Source organism: Treponema sp. (genome assembly GCF_045657965.1).
Taxonomy (GTDB): Bacteria; Spirochaetota; Spirochaetia; order Treponematales; family Treponemataceae; genus Treponema_D.
The window spans coordinates 1-3,982 of record NZ_JAZOUG010000258.1 but is presented as its reverse complement, the minus strand read 5'-3'; the positions used below and the strand labels follow the sequence as shown (position 1 = coordinate 3,982).

The window sequence follows — 3,982 nt, the reverse complement described above, 5'->3', positions numbered from 1 at the left end:
AATTTGAAGAGCCTCCACCAACTCCACCACCTGCCGGTAAAACTTTATTAAGTTGAATTTCGACACCAAAATCTATATTAACTTTGGAACAAAATGCTTGAAAAGTTTTTGTGAGTGTGTTTTCAAAAGGTAGCTTCATTTGAGAGCAGTTAACGACACATTCCTTTTCAGAAATACGCCGGATACACAACTCATCAGAATAATCTACAGTCTGAAATATACTTTCAATATTGTGATATCCATTTGCCTGTTTTTCAAGAACCTTTAAACCAAGATTCACCTTAGCAGGGGAAGCAACACAAATATCAAAAGACATAGTTTCATTATAATTGATTTTCTGCTTGTAAGTCAAGCTAAAAAACTATACATATACTATTCATAATTTCTTACAAAATATAAAAAAAACCACAGACCTTTCAATCTGTGGTTTAATCTGATTATAATCAGCTTAATTAGAAGCTGTATCCTGCTCCGGCGTAGCTTGAAACATTGCTCTTAGCTGTTGAAGCTGAATCAAGAGAGTAAGAATAGCTTACAGTAAACGGCTTAGAAGAGCTTGTTGTTGTTTTGCATCCGCCTGAAGAGGAATCTGAGTTTCCGCTTGAGTACAAAGTTCCGTAAGAATCTTTGAAGCTGTATTTGATTCCGCTTGAGAAGATATTGTTTTCTGCAATAATCAAAGCATTTTTGCGTACACCAACTGCATACTGCTGAGTGTATGTTGGGCTTGAAGCATGGTAATAGTTGTTGAACATGTGAAGACGGCTGTTTCGAACCATCGGCAGACGCTGACCACAGTTGTAGAAATAGTTGTGGTGCAGGGAAATTGTACGGGTTGAATTAGAACCGTCTGAATCACTTGAACCGATAAGCATAGTTTTGTCGTGATCCTGGAACTTACACCATGAAACAGTAATGTTATAGATTGAGCCCTTCATATCGCACAGACCGTCGTAAGTCTGCCATTTTTCAGTAGTTGAACCGCCTGTAGAAACTGTAGAAAGCCCCATTGTATCTTTGAAAGTACAGTGATCAATCCAGATGTTGTAAGAAGACCCCTGAATTACAACACAGTCCCACTGCGCATTATAACCGTCATCTTCTTCGTGATGAGGGAACGGATCGTAAGCGTCCTGAATAGTAAGGTTTCGGAGAACAACATTTGAAACACTTGAAATATTAAGCATACCGCCTTTAAGACCAGAAGATGAAGTTTTTCCGATAATCCATGTGTTTGAAGCAACATTTACTTTAATAATAGAACCGTAAGCTTCGTTACATGCCCAGAGATATGAACCAAGGGAACTTTCCGGAGAAGAAGATGATTTATCGTTTGTTGAAGTTGAACAGGCCTTTGCATAAGCAGTTTTGAATGATGAATATGAAGTGTATTTGCTTGATGTCTGCTCTTTTACGATAGAGTTCAATCCGCTTGTTGAGCCGCCTGCACTTGAAGGAAGATATCCGTTAGAAAGATCAATCATGCCGTTTACATAAATGATGTATCCGCCCTTTTTAGCATAGGTAATGAAGTCTGAGCGTGAAGAAACAGTAACTGAGCTTGAAGGTTTTGTTACGCTTGCATATCCGGTTGGTGTATCGCTTATTGAAAGAGAGCTTCCGCTTGAAGAAGAACTTGATGATGAACTTGAAGAAGATGATGAAGAGCTTGAAGATGAACCTACAGCACATTTAATGTAATACAGATTGATTGATGAACCTGTAGACATGAGATAATAAGTTCCTGAAGATGAAATAGAATATGTATAAGAAGTAACAGATGTACTTACAGACTGAGAACTCAAAAGAGTTCCGCTTGAATTATAAAGACCAAGATAGCGGCCGGTTGCTTCTGCATTTGCATAAACTGTGAGTGTTGCAGCTCCGCCGGTTGTAAATCCTACACAGCGATAGCTTGCAACAGAACCTGCTCCGCCGAGTTTAATTGTGCGGTCAATTGAAGTACTGTTAATTGTAACAGCTGTAATTGCAGGAATTGTTACAGTTTTTGAGCTTGTTGCATAAATTGTATAATTTCCGCTTGTTGTGTTTGAAGTAAGTGTAGCACTCTTTGTGAGGCTGGTAGCATACAGAGAAGAAGTTCCGGTAATTGTTGCACGGTCACTTGATTCAACAGAAGCTTCATTTTCAGAAACTGACAAATCTGAACATCCAGCAAGAATCAGACTTGCCCCCATTGCAAAAGCAGCAAGAGCTTTTACGAAAGCACACTTTTTCATACGTTTTCCCCTTTTTTTTATAAAAACTTTATGAACAGGATGGATTATTTAAGATTAGCATTATTCCGCAAAATCTCAAATATCTCTATTCAGAAAATACTCCATAAAATTACAAATTTCAATCGATTTTGCACTATTTTGACATAAGAATTTTCTTAGAAAAAACTCCTGCAAATCGCTATTTGTGAGAGGAAGAAAGAACAAGAAAAAAATATATAGTGCTAGCGTACTCAAAAAATTAACTTGCGTCCTGCAAAACTTTTCCTTCCCTCCATGATTCATAAATATATTCCCGGGGCTGGTAAAAAAAATCTGAATTATAATTTGAAATTGTTTTGTCTATCCAAGATGTATATACTTTAATCAATGAATCAATAATAAAATCAATGTCTGAGTTTTCTACACAAATATCTTCGATGAGACGTTCATAAACTTCACCAATAGTCCAGTAATCAGGAATTTCATAGTGGCAGGATGAAATATAATCATAATCTCCGGATTTTATATTGTAAGTTGCCATAACTTCATCAGCAATTTTTTCTATAGGTTCACAGTGAAGTGCATCGGCATCTTTATAAATCCTTTTAATATTTTCTTTGCCAAGCTGATTTACCAGTTTAGAATGTTCAATTTTATATGTTCGTCCAATAAATTCCAAAAGACTACAGACATAGAACAATGAATTATTATTTTTCATCTGATACCTCGTAAGCATTTGTGAACAATAGTGTTTCTAAAGCTCTTGTTGTATGAAAACTTATTTGATGTGTTGGCTTTTTAAATTTAGCCAGTTCCCAGAATGCTGAACGCGAAATTTTTCCGTCAATATAGTTTTGTATATAATTAAAAATTGTATCATCAGCCATAGGACCTTCTACAATATCGTAGTCATGCGATTTTCCACTTCGACAGGCTGTAATAAAATCAAGCCATTCTTCTGTCATATTAGGAAACTTCAAAACTTTTAATTCCAAGTTTTCTATATATTCAAACTCGTTTATCAAACCTTTACCAGTAAACCTGATAGTCCATCGTTTTGCCTGTTCTTTCATAACAGTACAATAAAAACCAGAATAAGAATCTTTATTGTATTTTTCAATGCGAATCTCTGGAGTTTTTACAATTTCTTTACTTCCATGATAAAGAGTCATTCATCACTTTCTCCTTTCCAAATAAGCATATAACTGTTTATGATTTTTGACGATCAAAAAATACCCGCTTGGTAGTTTTATCAAACTCTTTTTCAAATTTTTTACTTACTGTTCCAGACACAAAATTTGATACACCTTGTGGCATTTTTTTGTAATAAAAGCTGAAGACTTTCCACCTGCATAACTTCCAGCATTTTTAACAGCAGATTTTTTTGCTTTATCAATATCTCCTTGTTTTCCTGTAATTGCGGCTTTTCCACTTCTTGCAGCAACCTCAACACCTGAGCAAATTGTTGATGTAGTTCCAGCTCCCGCACTAAACTCTGGTTGTATTAAAGATGTTTCGAGTGCTAAATCTGAAAGAACTCCTCCTGAAAACTCTGCGATATCAGCAACTCCTTCAAGACCTCCCGCGGCCATTTCCTTTCCAGCTGCAATCGTAACATCTTCAGCCAATGTCTGAGCATTCTTATCGCCGTTAGCTGCATCTGCGTACAGTTTTGCAGTTTTAGCTCCGCTATCATGTTCGATAAGGAAACTGAAGAAATCTTTTGGTGACATATAGGGTAAATCAATCTTTCCATCCGGGTC

General features: G+C 36.4%; 4 protein-coding genes and 1 pseudogene. All 5 read right to left on the bottom strand.

Annotation, left to right across the window (positions count from 1 at the left end):
- A pseudogene (locus ACKI5B_RS09740) lies at nt 1-316 on the bottom strand (4-(cytidine 5'-diphospho)-2-C-methyl-D-erythritol kinase); the annotation flags it as partial.
- Nucleotides 317-452: 136 nt separating this feature from the next.
- A complete protein-coding gene (locus tag ACKI5B_RS09735; protein WP_407428220.1) occupies nt 453-2,240 on the bottom strand; it encodes a pectate lyase family protein in 1,788 nt (595 codons plus the stop codon).
- 238 nt (nt 2,241-2,478) lie between these two features.
- The gene (locus ACKI5B_RS09730) at nt 2,479-2,937 is read right to left on the bottom strand and encodes a hypothetical protein (protein WP_407428218.1); all 459 of its coding nucleotides are present in this window, start codon (nt 2,935-2,937) and stop codon (nt 2,479-2,481) included.
- Nucleotides 2,927-3,391: a DUF3990 domain-containing protein gene (locus ACKI5B_RS09725; protein WP_407428216.1), complete on the bottom strand. Its 465-nt coding sequence runs from the start codon at nt 3,389-3,391 to the stop codon at nt 2,927-2,929. Before ACKI5B_RS09725 ends, ACKI5B_RS09730 begins: the two co-directional genes overlap by 11 nt.
- Nucleotides 3,392-3,496: 105 nt before the next feature.
- On the bottom strand, nt 3,497-3,982 hold a 486-nt coding region (locus ACKI5B_RS09720), incomplete at its 5' end, for a hypothetical protein (protein ID WP_407428214.1).